Origin of the sequence: Pseudophaeobacter sp. TrK17 (genome assembly GCF_042192375.1) — a bacterium.
Classification (GTDB): Bacteria; Pseudomonadota; Alphaproteobacteria; order Rhodobacterales; family Rhodobacteraceae; genus Pseudophaeobacter.
In genome coordinates this window covers 189411-207607 of the sequence record NZ_CP071700.1, presented here as the reverse complement: position 1 = coordinate 207607, position 18197 = coordinate 189411, and the positions used below count along the sequence as shown (strand labels likewise).

9 protein-coding genes, 3 tRNA genes, 3 rRNA genes and 1 pseudogene are annotated in these 18197 nt (G+C 55.9%); 4 read left to right on the top strand and 12 right to left on the bottom strand.

What is annotated here, in order from left to right:
• Nucleotides 1-69 precede the first annotated feature (69 nt).
• The gene (gene hisD, locus JZI28_RS00965; RefSeq protein WP_375698938.1) at nt 70-1374 is read right to left on the bottom strand and encodes a histidinol dehydrogenase; all 1305 of its coding nucleotides are present in this window, start codon (nt 1372-1374) and stop codon (nt 70-72) included.
• 131 nt (nt 1375-1505) lie between these two features.
• Nucleotides 1506-2667, bottom strand: a protein-coding gene (locus tag JZI28_RS00960; protein WP_375698937.1) for an IS3 family transposase whose coding sequence is annotated in 2 segments (ribosomal slippage) — nt 1506-2391 and nt 2390-2667 — 1164 coding nt in all. Because the reading frame shifts where the segments join, the coding sequence is not laid out codon by codon here.
• Nucleotides 2668-2752: 85 nt separating this feature from the next.
• On the opposite strand from JZI28_RS00960, the pseudogene JZI28_RS00955 reads away from it, so the two are divergent.
• Nucleotides 2753-2878 (top strand): annotated as a pseudogene (locus JZI28_RS00955) (IS481 family transposase); the annotation flags it as partial.
• 65 nt (nt 2879-2943) lie between these two features.
• Nucleotides 2944-4031, top strand: a protein-coding gene (locus tag JZI28_RS00950; RefSeq protein WP_375697739.1) for an IS3 family transposase whose coding sequence is annotated in 2 segments (ribosomal slippage) — nt 2944-3205 and nt 3205-4031 — 1089 coding nt in all. Because the reading frame shifts where the segments join, the coding sequence is not laid out codon by codon here.
• 495 nt (nt 4032-4526) lie between these two features.
• Here JZI28_RS00950 and JZI28_RS00945 read toward each other — a convergent pair.
• The 7 genes from JZI28_RS00945 to JZI28_RS00915 form a co-directional block, all read right to left on the bottom strand.
• Nucleotides 4527-4603: transfer RNA gene (locus tag JZI28_RS00945), tRNA-Met, on the bottom strand.
• A 94-nt stretch (nt 4604-4697) separates the two neighbouring features.
• Nucleotides 4698-4812: ribosomal RNA gene (gene rrf / locus JZI28_RS00940) — 5S ribosomal RNA — on the bottom strand.
• A 262-nt stretch (nt 4813-5074) separates the two neighbouring features.
• Nucleotides 5075-7902: ribosomal RNA gene (locus JZI28_RS00935) — 23S ribosomal RNA — on the bottom strand.
• Between the two features lie 451 nt (nt 7903-8353).
• Nucleotides 8354-8429: transfer RNA gene (locus JZI28_RS00930), tRNA-Ala, on the bottom strand.
• A gap of 21 nt (nt 8430-8450) precedes the next feature.
• Nucleotides 8451-8527, bottom strand: a tRNA-Ile gene (locus tag JZI28_RS00925).
• A 259-nt stretch (nt 8528-8786) separates the two neighbouring features.
• Nucleotides 8787-10246, bottom strand: a 16S ribosomal RNA gene (locus tag JZI28_RS00920).
• Together the 16S, 23S and 5S rRNA genes with 3 tRNA genes alongside form the textbook arrangement of a ribosomal RNA operon.
• A gap of 762 nt (nt 10247-11008) precedes the next feature.
• Nucleotides 11009-13102, bottom strand: a complete 2094-nt coding sequence (locus tag JZI28_RS00915; RefSeq protein WP_375698936.1) for a molybdopterin oxidoreductase family protein — start codon at nt 13100-13102, stop codon at nt 11009-11011.
• 231 nt (nt 13103-13333) lie between these two features.
• On the opposite strand from JZI28_RS00915, the gene JZI28_RS00910 reads away from it, so the two are divergent.
• Both JZI28_RS00910 and JZI28_RS00905 read left to right on the top strand, forming a co-directional pair.
• Entirely contained in the window at nt 13334-13957 is a 624-nt protein-coding gene (locus JZI28_RS00910; RefSeq protein ID WP_375698935.1) for a TetR/AcrR family transcriptional regulator, read from the top strand.
• A gap of 8 nt (nt 13958-13965) precedes the next feature.
• On the top strand, nt 13966-15000 hold the full coding sequence (locus JZI28_RS00905) for an NADP-dependent oxidoreductase (RefSeq protein WP_375698934.1): 1035 nt from the start codon (nt 13966-13968) through the stop codon (nt 14998-15000).
• Nucleotides 15001-15116: 116 nt separating this feature from the next.
• Here the strand turns inward: JZI28_RS00905 and JZI28_RS00900 are convergent, their stop codons facing one another.
• The 3 genes from JZI28_RS00900 to JZI28_RS00890 all read right to left on the bottom strand — a co-directional run bounded on the left by JZI28_RS00900 (nt 15117) and on the right by JZI28_RS00890 (nt 18178).
• Complete coding sequence (locus JZI28_RS00900; RefSeq protein WP_054463722.1) at nt 15117-15299, bottom strand: hypothetical protein; 183 nt, start codon at nt 15297-15299, stop codon at nt 15117-15119.
• 222 nt (nt 15300-15521) lie between these two features.
• A complete protein-coding gene (locus tag JZI28_RS00895) occupies nt 15522-16328 on the bottom strand; it encodes a crotonase/enoyl-CoA hydratase family protein (protein ID WP_297339371.1) in 807 nt (268 codons plus the stop codon).
• 80 nt (nt 16329-16408) lie between these two features.
• On the bottom strand, nt 16409-18178 hold the full coding sequence (locus tag JZI28_RS00890) for an acyl-CoA dehydrogenase (RefSeq protein WP_375698933.1): 1770 nt from the start codon (nt 18176-18178) through the stop codon (nt 16409-16411).
• Nucleotides 18179-18197: the final 19 nt, after the last annotated feature.

The window sequence follows — 18197 nt, the reverse complement described above, 5'->3', positions numbered from 1 at the left end:
GCCCAGAATATCCCACAATGAAGTTACCCTTGGGCCCAGAGGGGGCGGCGCCCCCTGCTTTTGTTTCTCTTATTTTGTGTTCAAGGCGTCTAGCCGGGCGGTTACTGAAAGGCCATGAGCCTCCAAGCTTTCACTCTTTGCCAAGACTTCTGCCGCAGGACCAATGGCGCGCAAAGCAGCCGGTGTCATCTGGCTAAGTGTCGTGCGTTTGACAAAATCCATCACCGAAAGCCCAGAAGAAAACCGTGCTGAGCGCGCTGTTGGCAAGACGTGGTTGGGGCCACCAACATAGTCACCAATGGCTTCGGGGGTGTACTGGCCTAAGAAAATCGCCCCGGCGTGGATGGTTTTGAGGCTCAGCGCTTGCGGGTCGGCAACACAAAGCTCCAGGTGCTCAGGCGCAATCCGGTTGGAAAGTTCGGCTGCTTCATCCAGATCACGGACAGTGATCACGGCGCCAAAATCCTGCCAGCTAGCGCCCGCGATCTTGCGGCGGTCCAGGGTTTTTAGGCGATGCTCAACTGCCATGGCGACGGCGCGACCAAAGTCAGCGTCATCGGTGATCAACAGCGATTGCGCGCTTTCATCGTGTTCTGCCTGGCTCAACAAATCCAGTGCGATCCAATCGGGGGTATTGTTTTTGTCGGCGATGACCAGAATCTCGGAGGGGCCGGCGATCATGTCGATGCCAACCTTGCCAAACACACGTCTCTTGGCGGCGGCAACAAAGGCATTGCCCGGGCCGGTGATTTTGTCCACAGGCGCGATGGTTTGGGTGCCATAGGCCAGAGCCGCAATCGCCTGAGCGCCGCCAATTCGGTAAATCTCGGTGACGCCGGACAGTCGCGCGGCCAGCAGGACCAGTGGGTTCAGCACTCCATCTGGTGCTGGCACAGTGATCGCCAAGCGCGCAACCCCGGCCACCTGCGCTGGAATTGCATTCATCAACACCGATGACGGATAGGACGCAAGCCCGCCGGGAACATAAAGCCCTGCCGCCGAAACTGGTGACCAGCGCCAGCCCAATGTAGCGCCTGAAGCATCTTCCCACTGAGCGTCTGCCGGCATTTGCTGGGCGTGATAGGCGCGAATGCGATCCGCTGCCAGTTCAAGCGCGGCACGTTCTTGCGGCGACACGCTGGCGATGGCGGCATCCACTTCCGCTTCCGAGATGGCCAGCTTGTCTGCTGTAAGATCCAAGCGATCAAATTTCGCCGTGAGCTCAAGCACTGCAACATCGCCGCGGGCGCGTACATCAGCAATGATTTCAGCCACAGCGGCGTCTACATCCGGGCTGTCTTCGCGCTTGGCATTCAGCAACCTAACAAAGGCAGTTTCAAAATCTGCGTCAGAAGTGTCTAGAAAAACGGGCATATCGGTTCTCTCTGGCTGTTATGGCCGACATAACGTCCCATGGGCGCTGCGACAAGCGCTAGGACAGAACCAGCAGCCGTTTATCTGTTCGCTGAGCTACTCCCCAATCCTTGGACAGGATCTGGCGTGATTTAAGCTACTCTTTGCATCTGCTGATCGGGGTTGGTTGTTTCGTTTCTCTGCCAATAGATCACAGCGGGTGGTTTGCCGCCAAGGGCGGAATGAGGGCGCTTGTGGTTGTAGAACGCGATCCACTTTCTGACGCCAGCTTTGGCCTCTGATCCGGTCTCCCATGCGTGCAGATAAACGCATTCGTATTTCAGCGACCGCCACAGTCGTTCGACAAAGATATTGTCGAGGAACCGGCCTTTGCCGTCCATTGAGATGCGGATGCCGGATCGACGCAGGCGGTCGGTCCAAGCAAATGACGTGAACTGGCTGCCCTGATCCGTATTCATGATCTCGGGTGGGCCGAACTTGTGGATCGCTTCATTCAAGGCATCAACACAGAACTCGGCTTCCAGCGTGTTTGAGATACGCCACGCCAGCACCTTGCGCGTGTGCCAGTCCATGATGGCGACCAAATATAAAAACCCACGCCGCATCGGCAGGTAGGTGATGTCGGCGCAGCAAACTTGGTTGGGCCGATCCACGCGCAAGCCGCGCAACAGATAAGGGTAAATCTTGTGACCCTTCGCTGCCTTGCTGGTGTTGGGCTTCTGATAGATCGGCATGAGGCCCATCAGCCGCATCAGGCGTCTGATCCGCTTCTTATTGACGAGGTGGTCGTCATTGCGTAGGTGCCATGTCATCTGACGCACGCCGTAAAACGGCGTTTCCAGGAACTGCTTGTCGATCAGGCGCATCAGATCGAGGTTCATCTCACTTTCGCCCTTCGGCTCATAGTAGAACGAAGACCGCGAGATCGACAGCAGCGAACATTGCTTGCTGACTGACAGACCTTTTAGGTTCGGCTCAATCATCTTGCGCCTCACTTGCCGGTCCAAGGTTTGAGCTTTCTGGCCAAAAATCGTTGGCGACGGCCAACTCCCCAATCTTGGCGTGCAGGTCTTTGACCTGCTCCTCATCGATTTCCGGTGCCTTCCGTCCGCCACGCTCAAATACGCCCGATGCGCCTTCAAGTAATGCGCGCTTCCACTGATGGATCATCGTTGGGTGCACGCCAAACCGAATGGCCAAATCGCTGACCGTCTCTTCGCCTTTCAACGCCTCCAACGCCTCCAACGCCTCCTTGGCTTTGAATTCTGGATGATGTTGCTTCCGTTTCGACATTCCTGATCTCCTTCGTGTTGAAGATCAGCAGACAACAAATAGCAGCTTACGTCAGTGTCCGAATTTCGGGGGGTAGCTCATCTCGCCCCAAACAAACGGCATGGTCGAGCGCTTCAACGGTCGCATCGAAGACGTGCTGCAAAGCCACCACTTCCGATCAGGCGAAGAACTGGAGACCACGCTGCACCGCTATGTTTGGCTCTACGGTAATCCCCCCTAAAAATAGTGGTGTTCCAAAGTAGAATTTTCTCGGCAAGATATCTGAGGAGATTTATGATGAAGAATGGACGATTTAGCGACGCGCAAATCATGGCAGTGTTGAAGCAGGCGGAGGGCGGTGTGCCGGTCTCTGAGCTTTGCCGCGAGCACGGAATGAGCAGCGCGAGTTTTTACAAATGGCGGGCCAAGTTTGGCGGCATGGACGCGTCCTTGATTTCCGAGATGAAGGATATGGCGGAAGAGAACCGTCGTCTGAAGCGCATGTATGCCGAGATGAGCATGCAAAACGACCTGCTGAAAGAAGCGCTTGGAAAAAAGCGTTAAGGCCGTCTCATCGGCGAGAGATGGCCATGAATGCAGTTGCGCAATATGGGGTCAGCATAGCTCTGGCCTGCCGTGCGTTCGAGATCAGCGAGACCTGCTATAGATACAGCCCTGTGCTGAGCGATGACAACGAAGAGATCGCAGATTGGCTTGAACGCTTGACGGCTAACAAGCGGACCTGGGGCTTCGGCCTGTGCTTTTTGTATCTGCGCAACGTGCAGGGCTATGGCTGGAACCATAAACGTGTCTACCGGGTCTACTGTGAGCTGGCGTTGAACCTGCGTATCAAGCCGAAGAAACGCTTGAAGCGGGACAAGCCGGAACCACTGGCTGTGCCTGAAAGACCAAATGAAACTTGGTCCATGGACTTCATGGCGGATCAGCTGGCGGATGGCCGGTCGATCAGGGCATTAAACGTCTTGGATGACTTCAATCGCGAAGGACTGGCTATTGAGGTCGACTTCTCGCTGCCTGCTGAACGTGTCGTGCGTGCGCTGAACCAGATCATTGAGTGGCGCGGAAAGCCCCAAGCTATTCGTGTGGACAACGGCCCAGAATACGTCAGCGGGAAGCTCATGGAATGGGCTGAGAAACGCAATGTGCGGCTCGAATATATCCAGCCCGGTAAGCCCCAACAGAATGCCTATATCGAGCGCTACAACCGCACCGTTCGTGGCGAATGGCTGGGGCAATACATCTTCGAAACCATCGAGGAGGCACAGGACCAGGCAACACAATGGCTCTGGACTTACAACAACGAGCGACCCAACATGGGCATCGGCGGCATGACACCCGCCATGAAACTGAAAACGGCTGCGTGAATTCTACGGCTGGACCCAATTAAAAATGGGGGGATTACCAGTCCATCTGCGATGGCGTGCCTGCCGAGATGATCAAAGACCGCGCTGTCATCGTCAACAACCGCCTCAATGAGCTGGAACAGGTGCTGTCCACTCAGGAAGAAGAGAAGATCATCTTCCACCCCAATATGGCGGACCGCTACCACAAGGAAGTGCGCGGCCTGATGGACACCATGAACAACCCCGAGACACGTGCCGAAGCATCACAGCATCTGCGCGCAATGATCGACAAAGTAGTCCTCACCCCCAACGAGACGGGTGAAGAATTGACGGTTGATCTGATTGGCGACCTGGCAGGCATTCTGTCGGTTGCAACTACGTCAGAAAGCAGCCGCATTGCAGCGGAACTTTCTAAACTTCAACACGTGCATCAAGAGCTTAGGGTAGAAACGCAAACAGCCCCGCAAGGGGGCTGTGTGTCTGCGTATTCTACTGGCGCTACCTCACAAGAGGCGCTGGTTGCGGGAGTAGGATTTGAACCTACGACCTTCAGGTTATGAGCCTGACGAGCTACCGGGCTGCTCCATCCCGCGACAGTTATGATGTCCTAGCGCTTTGCTACTTGAGGACGATTTGTCCTAGTAGTTAGCGTTTATGTTATCGTTTTTGAGTTTTGGATTTTACTAGGTTTGGCAGTGACCTACTCTCCCACGCCTTAAGACGCAGTACCATTGGCGCAAAGGCACTTAACTTCCGGGTTCGGGATGGGACCGGGTGTTTTGCTCTCGCTATCGCCACCAAACCAAGAAAAATCCAAGAACCTGCGGTTCTTGGATTTTTTTGGTTGGCGGTCGGCAGGGTATTTGCATGGCAAATGCCCGAGAGACCGCACCCCAGTTATGTCACGAGGACATTTCCAAGATCGCAGGGAAACAATCAACACTGACGACTTTACGTTAGTAAAGTCTGTCACGCAGCAGGCAGTGCAAATGCACGTTGCTGCACCTTTGTTATGTCACAAGTCATGTGGTGCTTATTTGGTTCTTGGCTGTCTATTACTAGATCAGATCAAGCCAATCGGGCGATTAGTACCAGTCAACTGAACGTGTTACCACGCTTACATCTCTGGCCTATTGACGAGGTGGTCTACCTCGGCCCTCAGGGATACCTTGTTTTGAGGGGGGCTTCCCGCTTAGATGCCTTCAGCGGTTATCCTGTCCGAACATAGCTACCCAGCACTGCCGTTGGCACGACAACTGGTCCACCAGTGGTTCGTTCACCCCGGTCCTCTCGTACTAGGGGCAACTCCTCTCAAGTATCCTACACCCACGGCAGATAGGGACCGAACTGTCTCACGACGTTCTAAACCCAGCTCACGTACCTCTTTAAACGGCGAACAGCCGTACCCTTGGGACCTGCTCCAGCCCCAGGATGAGATGAGCCGACATCGAGGTGCCAAACACTGCCGTCGATATGGACTCTTGGGCAGTATCAGCCTGTTATCCCCGGCGTACCTTTTATCCGTTGAGCGATGGCCCTTCCACTCGGGACCACCGGATCACTATGGCCGACTTTCGTCTCTGCTCGACTTGTCAGTCTCGCAGTCAGGCTGGCTTTTGCCATTGCACTCAACGAGCGATTTCCGACCGCTCTGAGCCAACCTTCGCGCGCCTCCGTTACGCTTTAGGAGGCGACCGCCCCAGTCAAACTACCCGCCACGCAGGGTCCCGGATCCGGATAACGGACCGCGGTTAGACATCAAGAGTGCGAAGGGTGGTATCTCAAGGGAGGCTCCACCGAGACTAGCGTCTCGGTTTCGATGCCTACCACCTATCCTGCACGTCACAATCCTGATGCCAGTGCGAAGCTGTAGTAAAGGTGCACGGGGTCTTTCCGTCTAACCGCGGGAAGCCTGCATCTTGACAGGCAATTCAATTTCGCTGAGTCGATGTTGGAGACAGCGGGGAAGTCGTTACGCCATTCGTGCAGGTCGGAACTTACCCGACAAGGAATTTCGCTACCTTAGGACCGTTATAGTTACGGCCGCCGTTTACCTGGGCTTCAATTCAGAGCTCTCACCCCTCCTTTTAACCTTCAGGCACCGGGCAGGCGTCAGACCCTATACGTCGTCTTGCGACTTCGCAGAGCCCTGTGTTTTTAATAAACAGTCGCCACCCCCTGGTTTGTGCCCCCGGATTCCACTTGCGTAGGACCCGGGCCTCCTTCTCGCGAACTTACGGAGGTATTTTGCCGAGTTCCTTCAACATCGTTCTCTCAAGCGCCTTGGTATTCTCTACCAGTCCACCTGTGTCGGTTTAGGGTACGATCTTATAGAGGGGCTATTTCCAGGAACCGCTCAGCTGCTCATTCAATCCAATAAGGATGAACAACACCTGCGATCCGTCACCACCTCATGGCCCAGGAATATTAACCTGGTTCCCATCGACTACGCCTTTCGGCCTCGCCTTAGGGGTCGGCTTACCCTGCTCAGATTAGCTTTAAGCAGGAACCCTTGGACTTTCGGCGAGAGTGTCTCTCACACTCTTTGTCGCTACTCATGTCATCATTCTCGCTAGTGATCTCTCCACGGGATCGCTCACGCGCCCGCTTCATCGAAAGCTCCGTGTCTCCAATCCTACCGAAGTAGGTAAGGAGACATGGAACTATGTCACACTACGCTCTGCTACCATGCACTATGTGCATCCTCAGCTTCGGCTCATGGCTTGAGCCCCGTTACATCTTCGCCGCAGGACGTCTTAATTAGACCAGTGAGCTGTTACGCTATCTTTAAAAGATGGCTGCTTCTAAGCCAACTTCCTGGTTGTTTTGGACATCCCACCTGCTTTCCCACTTAGCCATGAATTAGGGGCCTTAGCTGGAGGTCAGGGTTGTTTCCCTCTCCACTACGGACGTTAGCATCCGCAGTGTGTCTGCCGTATAGTACTCCCGGGTATTCGGAGTTTGGTTAGGATCAGTAAGACGGTGAGTCCCCATTACCCATCCAGTGCTCTACCCCCCGGGGTATTCGTACGACGCTCTACCTAAATAGATTTCGCAGAGAACCAGCTATCTCCGAGTTTGATTGGCCTTTCACCCCTAGGCACAGCTCATCCCGATCTTTTTCAACAGATGTGGGTTCGGTCCTCCAGTGCATGTTACTGCACCTTCAACCTGGCCATGCCTAGATCACTCGGTTTCGGGTCTGATCCCACGAACTCATGCGCCCTATTAAGACTCGCTTTCGCTGCGCCTACACCTAACGGTTTAAGCTTGCTCGTGAGACCAAGTCGATGACCCATTATACAAAAGGTACGCTGTCAGGCCGCAAGGGCCCTCCAACTGATTGTAGGCGTTCGGTTTCAGGTACTGTTTCACTCCCCTCGTCGGGGTGCTTTTCACCTTTCCCTCACGGTACTGGTTCACTATCGGTCAGTAAGGAGTACTTAGCCTTCGAAGGTGGTCCTCCGATCTTCAGACAGAATTTCACGTGTTCCGCCCTACTTAATACGTCCTATCATGTTTCGAATACGGGACTATCACCCGCTATGGTCCTGCTTCCCAACAGGTTCTTCTCACACTCAAGGCTCGGCTGGTCCCCGTTCGCTCGCCGCTACTAGGGGAGTATCAATTGATTTCCTTTCCTCCGGGTACTTAGATGTTTCAGTTCCCCGGGTTTGCTCTTATAAACCTATGTATTCAGTTCATAAGTACCTGGTTAAGAACATTATTGGCTACCGAAGTAACAATAATGAACTTTCAGGTGGGTTGCCCCATTCAGAAATTCATGGATCAAAGCTTATTCTCAGCTCCCCATGACTTATCGCAGAGTATCACGTCTTTCATCGCCTCTTACTGCCAAGGCATTCACCAAACGCCCTTCTCGCGCTTGATCTGATCCAGAAATAGATAGCCTAAACCATCAGGATCCAGCCGCTGGTAAGTAGCCGGACCACAATCTCTGAACCAAAAAGCATACTTTCCCGCATTTATGATGCGAAAGTCGCTTCACTACTAAGGCTGTGATGTCGGTCGCAGCCCCTTCGCAAAACAAACATCATAAATACAATTGGTTCCAAAACCTTGCGGAATTAGAACCGGGTTAGTGTACTTGACTTGGACAACTCTGTCGTTTCAAACCGGCATACCCTGGGACGTCCGAGGAAACAGACGTATTCCAAAGCTCGCTGTGTAAAATCCGAAGATCTCACCCAGCACCAATCTGAGATCATCCCCACACTCGGGGCGATCAACAGTGTTGTTGATTGTTTCTCTCTTTACGATATCAATTCGTCCAATTGGACGGTTAAGAACTGCGCACAGTGCTTAACGATCTAATTGTTTAATGGTGGAGCCTAGGAGGATCGAACTCCTGACCTCCTGAATGCAAATCAGGCGCTCTCCCAGCTGAGCTAAGGCCCCATCTTAATCCCGAAGGATGAGTGGTGGGTCGAGGAGGACTTGAACCTCCGACCTCACGCTTATCAGGCGTGCGCTCTAACCACCTGAGCTACCGACCCGGTTTTCGATTTGCAAAGCAAATCAAAACCCGTGTGCGACAGGGTATTGCAAAGCAATGCCCGAGAGCAGCACTCAGTGGTTATGTCACCAGGCAGCGCCAGATAACGGCTGCTGCCGCGACTTGTCTGAAGAGATATGAGGACGGCTCGGTCCAAAGGACATCCAGTAGATGTCCCGATGTTGAACAGTTTTGATTACTGTTCATTGCTAAGTGTATCACGAGGAAGAACAAGTTCTTCTTGCTAGATACATCCTTAGAAAGGAGGTGATCCAGCCGCAGGTTCCCCTACGGCTACCTTGTTACGACTTCACCCCAGTCGCTGAACCCACCGTGGTCCGCTGCCTCAAAAGTTAGCGCACGGCCTTCGGGTAGATCCAACTCCCATGGTGTGACGGGCGGTGTGTACAAGGCCCGGGAACGTATTCACCGCGTCATGCTGTTACGCGATTACTAGCGATTCCGACTTCATGGGGTCGAGTTGCAGACCCCAATCCGAACTGAGACATCTTTTGGGGATTAACCCATTGTTGATGCCATTGTAGCACGTGTGTAGCCCAACCCGTAAGGGCCATGAGGACTTGACGTCATCCACACCTTCCTCCCGCTTATCACGGGCAGTTTCCCTAGAGTGCCCAGCCGAACTGCTGGCAACTAAGGATGTGGGTTGCGCTCGTTGCCGGACTTAACCGAACATCTCACGACACGAGCTGACGACAGCCATGCAGCACCTGTCACTTGGTCTCTTGCGAGAAAGCTAGATCTCTCTAGCGGTCCAAGGATGTCAAGGGTTGGTAAGGTTCTGCGCGTTGCTTCGAATTAAACCACATGCTCCACCGCTTGTGCGGGCCCCCGTCAATTCCTTTGAGTTTTAATCTTGCGACCGTACTCCCCAGGCGGAATGCTTAATCCGTTAGGTGTGACACCAACAAGCATGCTTGCTGACGTCTGGCATTCATCGTTTACGGTGTGGACTACCAGGGTATCTAATCCTGTTTGCTCCCCACACTTTCGCACCTCAGCGTCAGTATCGAGCCAGTGAGCCGCCTTCGCCACTGGTGTTCCTCCGAATATCTACGAATTTCACCTCTACACTCGGAATTCCACTCACCTCTCTCGAACTCAAGACCAGGAGTTTACAAGGCAGTTCCAGGGTTGAGCCCTGGGATTTCACCCTATACTTTCTGATCCGCCTACGTGCGCTTTACGCCCAGTAATTCCGAACAACGCTAACCCCCTCCGTATTACCGCGGCTGCTGGCACGGAGTTAGCCGGGGTTTCTTTACCAGATACTGTCATTATCATCTCTGGCGAAAGAGCTTTACGACCCTAAGGCCTTCATCACTCACGCGGCATGGCTGGATCAGGCTTGCGCCCATTGTCCAAGATTCCCCACTGCTGCCTCCCGTAGGAGTCTGGGCCGTGTCTCAGTCCCAGTGTTGCTGATCATCCTCTAAAACCAGCTATAGATCGTAGACTTGGTAGGCCATTACCCCACCAACTATCTAATCTAACGCGGGCCGATCCTTCTCCGATAAATCTTTCCCCCGAAGGGCGTATAAGGTATTACTCACCGTTTCCAGTGGCTATTCCTTAGAGAAGGGCACGTTCCCACGCGTTACTAACCCGTCCGCCGCTCACTCCGAAGAGTGCGCTCGACTTGCATGTGTTAAGCCTGCCGCCAGCGTTCGTTCTGAGCCAGGATCAAACTCTCAAGTTGAAAGCATCTCGCGATGCTATCCTTGACGTTCGAACCTCTGCACATCTCCAATACTCAGGACCGCTTTTGGGGGCAGATCCATATGTCCACCCGGCTAAGGATTGGACACGTATCGGAAGTCATCTGTTTGATTGTGCTTCAGTTTACAAAAGTAAACAAAAGTCCGTCAAACAGTGAAGCTGACACTAGATCATCGAACAGACCAAATGGCCCACCCTACTAGCGTTGATATACAGACGTTGATCCATCGAAACGAACCAAACCGCCCACATATCTCTTCAGTTATCATCAATGTCAAAGAGCAACACCTAAAGGCCAAAAACAAGACCACCGCGCCAATTCCTTAGCGCAACCGCCTCATAACATCCTCCAGATGCCCCAGTCTCTCCTGAGCGTCCAGCAGCCTTTCCTGCCAGTCAGCGACCTCTCAGCCGCCCCACCGTGCCGCGCCTCAGCGCCGCCGGTAGAGGGGGTTCTAGTGTTAACTCAACAAACCCGCAACACCTAAATTACAAAAATATCATCTTTTTTGGAAAAGGCCTGAAATAACGCAAAATCACGGGGTTAATCCCAAAAATCACCCGGCCAATCCAAAACCCAACACCCAGGACCACCCCCAACACCGCCCCGAACCACAACACTCAACACGCCCCAGCCAAGACTCACCCAAGACAACACATCAAAACCACGCCCGCGAACCAAACCACCCCCCTCACCCTTCCAAAAACATCCAAACCAAAAACACGGCGAATAGACGAAGCGCTACACAGCGCGGGCGCGCACGGGGATTCCGTTAAAGGCAGCGTTGCCACTGATGGGGTCAATGCGACGATCATCGGTCAGATCGTTGATTGATACCGTCTGCACCCTGGTCGCCGCCGAAAGCTTGCCCTTTCGCTGCCCCCACCCCTGAGGGATCGACACAACACCAGGCGCAATCTCTTCGGTGATCTCAACCGGAAACCTTGCCGCTCCTACTGCGCTTTCGATCTCCACATCCTTCGCTTCGGTCAGGCCAAACCGTGCGGCGTCAGCCGGGTTGAGCTGCACCGTGCAACGATTGCGTCCCTTAACCAGGCGCGGGCTGTTCTGTGTCCAACTGTTATGGCTGCGCACCTGACGGCGACCAATCATCAGCAAGGGGAAATCGTCACAGACCGGGGGCTGGAAGTCCAGCAATCGCGGCAAGTCCGCCAGGAACACTTCGGGCGCCAGGTTCAATCGTGCATCCGGGGTCTCCAGCCGATCGGCCAGGTTTGAGACCAGCGGGCCCAGGTCAATGGCGCCACTGGGCGCGTTCAACATGGCCTCTACCGTGACAGTTCCGCTGTGGAACCCCTGCTGCAGCAGCATCTCCAGCATTTTGGTTGGTGAAGGGCCAATGCTGCTGGATCCTGATATCTTCGCCGCCAAGCGGGAGATCACCTCCCATTCCTGCGGGTTGCCATTGGGCGGAGCAAAGACCGGTTTGGCAAAGGCTGCGGTATTGTGCACCGCAAAACTGTGGAAGACCATGTCATAGACCTCTTCCTCCAGCGCCACCGTGGCCGGCAGGATCAGATCTGCATGGCGGGTGGTGTCATTGATGTGAAGGTCGATCGACATCATAAAGTCGAGTGCCTCAAACGCGCGGCCAATGCGCTGACCATTCGGAGCCGTCAGGACAGGATTGCCCGCCACGGTGATCATCGCCTTGATCTGCCCCTCACCCGGCGTCTCCATCTCCTCTGCCATGACCGAAACCGGGAACTCACCATTATAGAGCGGCTGCTGGGACACCCGCGAGCGTCTCTCTGGGTAGCTGCGCCTCTTGCCCTTGCGGCTGTTCATGCCGACATTGTCCAGCGCCGGTGTGGTGAACATTGCGCCACCGGGGCTGTCAAAATTGCCGGTAATGATATTGAGCGCATTATTGGCCCATTGGCACAGGGAGCCAAAGCTCTGGGTTGAGGCCCCCATACGCGCGTAACACACAGCCGATTTTGCAGAGGCAAAATCGCGGGCCAGATCGCGGATGGACTGCGCCTCAATACCCGTCATCGCCGCAGCCTTGTCAGCGGTAAAGGGCTGCACCGCCTGTTTCAGCACCTCGACCCCATCGGTGATGTCAGCCAGCGCGCCAAGATCTTCCAGCCCCTGGGCAAAGACCTCGTGGATCAGCGCCAGAAGTAACAGGGCATCGGTTTCGGGTTGGATGAACATGTGCTCACCCGCGCGGGCTGCAGTTTCAGTGCGGCGCGGGTCGATCACCACCACGCGACCACCGCGCGCCTTGATCTCATCCATGCGCTTCCCAAAGCCCGGCGCCGTCATCATCGACCCATTGGAAACCACGGGATTGCCGCCCAGGATCAGCATGAGATCCGTGCGCGCCACATCCGGCACTGGCATCAGCATCGGGTGGCCCAGCATATGGATCGAGGCGACATGATGCGGGATCTGATCCGCGGTCGCCGAAGAATAGCGGTTGCTTGTGCCCAGCGCCTTGACCAGTCCCGGCAGGGTCAGGAGGTTGCCAAATTTATGGGCATTGGGATTGCCAAGATAGATGCCAACCCCGTCCTTGCCATGGGCCTGTTGCACTGCGGCCAGACGGTGCGCGGCAAACGCATAGGCCTCGTCCCAGCTGATTGGCACAAATTCACCGTCTACCTTTTTCAACGGCGTTGTCACCCGGTCCGGATCGGTGCGGAAATCCTGTAGCGCGATGGCCTTTGGGCAGATATGGCCGCGCGACAACGGATCCTTGGGGTTTGGCTTGATCGAATGCACCTCGGTCTCGTCGTAGGTGACAATCAGCCCGCACATGGCCTCGCAGATATTGCAGGTTCGAAACTGGGTTTTCAGGTCGCTCATGGCTGCCTCCGGCTGGGATCATGCGTCGTTACAAGGGTCCAAGACTAGACGAGGGATCCCCTGTTTTGCAGAGGGTTAATCCTGCGTCATAGCAGTTGGACCAAACGTCACTTTGACAGGCAAACACAAAAACGCCCTCATTGAAGCCGCCTTTTGCGGCGCAGCAAGTAACGTGGGGTTTCCAATTCATCGCACTAGACGACCGGTCTAATTCTTGTCATCTCATGCGCCATGACAACGCAAACCGATTCCACCCGCGACCATATTCTAACCACCGGCCGGGCCCTTGTGGCGCAGCGTGGATTTACCGGTATGGGGCTCGCAGAGCTGCTCAAAACCGCTGCGGTGCCCAAAGGCTCCTTCTATCACTACTTTGCCTCAAAAGAGGATTTTGGCTGCAAACTGCTGGAACAGTATCTCAGCCAATATGGCGAGTCGCTGACCGAGATACTGGAGAACAGTGCCCCAACGGCACGGGCCCGGCTGTTGGAGTATTGGTCACGCTGGGTGAGCAGTCAAAGCAGCCAAGAGGCCTGCAGCCAATGCCTGATCGTGAAACTGGGCGCAGAAGTCTCTGACATATCAAACGAGATGCGTCACCTTCTGGAGGCCGGAACACGTACCGTAAGCAGACGCCTGGCCAGGACCATTGCCGAGGGCCAGAAAGACGGCTCCATCGCCGCTTCAGTGCAGCCCGACCTGGTTGGTCCTGCGCTCTATCAGATGTGGCTGGGTGCCAGCCTGATGGCCAAACTGTCCCGCAGCGCTGATCCGCTGTTGCAGGCGATGGAGGCCACTCTGGCGCTCTTGCCCGAGCCACACCCCGAACCCGAACAAACATCCCCCAACACATAGGAAACCCAATGCCACAAACCGCCGATAAAAACCGCCAGATCGTTCTGAAGAACCGCCCGGTTGGCAAACCGGATGACACCACCCTCGCCCTGGAAACCGCCGATCTGCCCGTCGCAGGCAAGGGGGAAATGCTGTTGCGGGTCGAATACCTGTCACTGGACCCCTACATGCGTGGCCGCATGAACGACGCCAAATCCTATGCCGATCCGGTTGCCGTTGGCGATCCAATGGTCGGCGGCACCGTGGCACAGGTTGTGACTTCGGATGTGGAGGGCTTTGCCCCCGGCGACTGGGTGCTCAGCTTTAGCGGCTGGCAGGACTATGCCATTTCAGACGGGGTGGGCGTCACCAATATGGGGGCCGATCCGGCACAGCCGTCATGGGCGCTTGGCATTATGGGCATGCCCGGTTTCACCGCCTATTGCGGATTGCTCTATATCGGCGAGCCCAAGGCGGGTGAAACCGTCGTCACCGCAGCGGCCACCGGTCCTGTGGGGGCAACTGTTGGCCAGATTGCCAAAATCAAAGGCTGTCGTGCTGTCGGCATCGCGGGTGGGCCTGAAAAATGCGCCTATGCGGTAAACGAGCTGGGCTTTGACGCCTGTATCGACCGCAACGCTGCGGATTTTGCCCAGCAGCTCAAAGCAGCCTGCCCTGATGGCATTGATGTCTATTTTGAAAACGTCGGTGGCGCTGTGTTTGATGCCGTGCTGCCACTGCTGAACCCCAATGCGCGGGTGCCCCTGTGCGGATTGATTTCGCAGTATAACGCCACCAGCCTGCCCGATGGCCCCGATCGCATGGGGGCCTTGATGGGAGCCTTGCTGGTGAAAAAGATCAAGATGCAGGGCTTTATCATCTTTGACGACTTCCCGCATCACTACCCCGAGTTTTCCAAGGAAATGACCGGCTGGATCAAAAGCGGTCAGATCAAATACCGCGAGCAACTGGTTGAAGGCCTGGAAAAGGCGCCTGCAGCCTTCAACGATCTGCTTGAGGGCCGGAACTTTGGCAAGATGGTCGTGAAAACCGGCACGGCCTAAACAAATCTGACCTAAACAAACAGTCTCGCCCGGTTCGCAGGGCGAGACTACTCAATGCCTGTCACCGCAGAAAATCCGCGCAAAGCAGCCCGCTTGGTTTTGCGCACCGGGGGACGCTACTTCTTCGGCTTATCGCGGGCCGCTTTTTCTTCTTTGGTCATTTTGTTGTTCCAGACATTGTTACTCAGACCGAGCTCGCTTGGCATCGGTTTGGTCTTACCAACATTGACTTTGCCACCCTTGTTCAGAAATTCCTGAATAAGGGCGTCATCGGTGGTTTCTTTGGGGACATGTTTCATGCGGTCAATTCTTTCCTTCATCCCGTAGGCGGGCAACAAGAGCGATACAGATCCGGCAGTGGCACGAGACAAACAGCCACATAATTTTCCTATCTGATTCCCCTGCGCTTCACCAGCTTCCCCATTCAGGTGCTGTTGAACCCTGGACACTGCAGGGGTGAAAAAGAAAAACCCCGCCCCTTTTGCAAAGGGCAGGGCAGCAATGGGCTCGGGTCTTGGGTCTTAGTCGTTGCGACGCACCCGGGCGGCGCTTTTGTCAGCAAAGGCCGCAAGCCGTGCGCGGGCATCGGGTTGGGTGTTGACCACACCCGCCACCACAGCCTCGGCGTAGGCGGCATCCATCGCTGACATGTTCTGCATATGGCTAACAGCAGAGCAGATGGCAAAGTTCGACAGCGGCAGGTTCTCAGCGGTGCGGCGCGCCAGTTCCAGCGCTTTGTCAAAACTGGAACCTTCGACAATATACTGTGCCAGCCCCAGATCGCAGGCCTCCTGCCCCTGATAGACACGGCCCGTCAGCATCATGTCGATCATGCGGGATTTACCCACCAGATCAGTCACACGGATGGTGGCACCACCGCCGGTGAACAACCCGCGCTGCCCCTCGGGCAGGGCAAAATAGGTGCTCTGATCCATCACCCGAACATGGGCCGAACTGGCCAGTTCCAGCCCGCCCCCAACAACCGCGCCCTGCAGGGCGGCGATGACCGGAACGCCGCCGTATTCCATTTTGTTAAAGGCCTCGTGCCAGCGCAGGCAGACATGCATGAAATCCGCCGGGCTGCGGTCTTCGTCGTGATGTTCAATCAGATCAAGCCCAGCGCAGAAGTGATCGCCAGCCCCCGCCAGAACCACCGCCTTGACGCCAGCGCGCGGCGCGGTGGAGAAGAAATCAACCAGCTCTTCGATGGTGTCGATATCCAGTGCGTTGCGTTTGGTCGGGCGGTTCAGGGTGACAACCCAGACACCATCCTCATGGGCCTGAAGGTCGAGGTTTTTGAAGCGGGAGATGTCAATTTCGACAGTCATGGTTTGGTCCTTATAAGCATGAGAGGAGAAGCGGGCGCCGGGGCAAGCGCCGCCCTAAAAGAAGATTTTATGTGGTGCGGTTACAGCAGTGCCGCCGCGAGGCTTTCAGCGCCGGAAACGCAGCGGCTGCGCTGCACCTCAGTCTCACACAACACGTGATCAGCATAGAACCGGGCCGAGGCGACCTTGGCCGTCATAAACTCCGGGTCTTCGCCGCGCGCCAGGGCCGCTTCTGCAGCCAGCAGGCCACGCGCCATCTGCCAGCCAGAGACCAAATTCCCGGCCAGCATCAGATAGGGCACACCAGCGCCAAAGGCGGCAGGCATTTCCGCCTTATCCAGGCTGAGCAGATGCGCGACCACCTCTTCAAAGGCCTGCCGCGCAACTGCCAAGCGTGGCGCCACGGCCTGGGCCGCAGCTGAGCCTGCCGCCAGCTCTGCTTCTGTCTCAGCAATCCGTGCTGCCAGGGCACGGGCGGTTTTACCGCCATCGCGCAGCGTTTTGCGCCCCACCAGATCATTGGCCTGAATGGCTGTGGTGCCTTCATAGATCGGCAGAATGCGGGCATCGCGGTAATGCTGCGCCGCGCCGGTTTCTTCAATAAAGCCCATGCCACCATGTACCTGAATACCCAAGGACGCCACCTCGACACCATTTTCGGTGCTGAAGCCCTTGACCAGCGGCGTGAGGAATTCTGACAGTGCCTTGGCCTCTGCCTGCGCTTCGGGCGATCCCGCATTTCGGGCCAGATCCTGACAGCCAGCGGCAAAGGCGGCCATGCCGCGCGCCCCTTCGGTCAGCACCCGCATCCGCATCAGCATGCGGCGCACATCCGGGTGATGGACAATGGTCACCGCGTCGCGGCTGGAGCCATCCACCGGCGCGCTTTGGACCCGCTCCTTGGCAAAGGCCAGTGCCTGCTGATAGGCGCGCTCACCCACGGCGATCCCCTGCAGACCCACCGCATAGCGGGCCGAATTCATCATCTCGAACATATAGGTGAGACCTGCGTTTTCTTCACCGATCAAAAACCCGGTGGCGCCTTCGAACTGCAGCACGGCCGTCGGGCTGGCCTTGATGCCCAGTTTGTGCTCAACGCTTTGACAGTGAACCGCGTTACGCGTGCCCAGTGCACCATCGTCTCCGACCATGAATTTTGGCACCAAAAACAGGCTGATGCCCTTGACCCCAGCCGGGGCATCCGGGGTGCGTGCCAGCACCAGATGCACGATGTTTTCCGACATGTCGTGTTCACCATAGGTGATAAAGATCTTGGTGCCGCTGACTTTGTAGGTGCCATCCGCCTGGGGTTCGGCGCGGCTGCGTACCAGCGCCAGATCGCTACCGGCCTGGGGCTCGGTCAGGTTCATGGTGCCGGTCCATTTGCCGCTGACCAGATTGTCCAGATAGGTCGCCTTGGTGGCGTCAGACCCGGCGGTGAGCAGCGCCTCAATGGCGCCGTCTGTCAGCAGCGGACACAGCGCAAAACTGAGATTGGCCGCGTTCAGCATCTCGGTGGCAGAGGCCGCCACAGCGCGGGGCAGGTCCTGGCCACCAAAGGCGCTGGGATGGGGCAGACTTTGCCAGCCCATTTCAACAAATTTCCGATAGGCCTGCGCAAAGCCGCCAGCCAGCTGAACCTTGCCGTCCTGAAGATGGGATGCATCGGCATCGCCAGAGGCGTTCAGCGGCGCAATTTCCTCGGCACAAAAGCGGCCAAACTCTTCCAACACGGCGCCCGCGTCGCTCAGCTCCAGACCGTCATATTTGTCCAGCCCGGCAACCTCGGACCAGCGAGAGAGGTGTTCAATGTTGAAAAGCATGTCTTTTACGGGTGCATCAAAACTCACGGGCGGTCGCCTCCACTGG

Excerpts from the sequence above, each read along its gene's own strand:
- JZI28_RS00905 (WP_375698934.1), top strand. The coding sequence starts at position 13,966 with ATGCCACAAACCGCCGATAAAAACCGCCAGATCGTTCTGAAGAACCGC.
- JZI28_RS00895 (WP_297339371.1), bottom strand. The coding sequence starts at position 16,328 with ATGACTGTCGAAATTGACATCTCCCGCTTCAAAAACCTCGACCTTCAG.
- JZI28_RS00910 (WP_375698935.1), top strand. The coding sequence starts at position 13,334 with ATGACAACGCAAACCGATTCCACCCGCGACCATATTCTAACCACCGGC.
- JZI28_RS00915 (WP_375698936.1), bottom strand. The coding sequence starts at position 13,102 with ATGAGCGACCTGAAAACCCAGTTTCGAACCTGCAATATCTGCGAGGCC.
- hisD (WP_375698938.1), bottom strand. The coding sequence starts at position 1,374 with ATGCCCGTTTTTCTAGACACTTCTGACGCAGATTTTGAAACTGCCTTT.
- JZI28_RS00900 (WP_054463722.1), bottom strand. The coding sequence starts at position 15,299 with ATGAAACATGTCCCCAAAGAAACCACCGATGACGCCCTTATTCAGGAA.